1 tRNA gene is annotated in these 257 nt (G+C 43.2%); it reads right to left on the bottom strand.

Annotated features, from left to right (window positions below):
* Positions 1 to 150 precede the first annotated feature (150 nt).
* Positions 151 to 226: transfer RNA gene (locus GTP77_RS30035), tRNA-Ala, on the bottom strand.
* Positions 227 to 257: the final 31 nt, after the last annotated feature.

Raw genomic sequence — 257 nt, 5'->3', positions numbered from 1 at the left:
TACTACGTTGTTGCGTTTGTTGATACATACAATCACTACCCTCGTTCAATCTTGCGATCAAACGAAAATAATAAATCTTTACTTCTTCCAAATTTTTAAAGAACGGTACAACTCAAACCTAAACCACAGAGGCTTACGTTTGAACTGTAATGGTGGAGGATGACGGGATCGAACCGACGACCCCCTGCTTGCAAAGCAGGTGCTCTCCCAGCTGAGCTAATCCCCCTGAGTTCTTCAATCTTCAACAGCCGATAAGT

Origin of the sequence: Pseudoduganella aquatica (assembly GCF_009857595.1) — a bacterium.
GTDB lineage: Bacteria > Pseudomonadota > Gammaproteobacteria > Burkholderiales > Burkholderiaceae_D > Rugamonas > Rugamonas aquatica_A.
The sequence above is the reverse complement of the archived record's forward strand: the minus strand, read 5'-3'. Positions and strand labels throughout refer to the sequence as shown.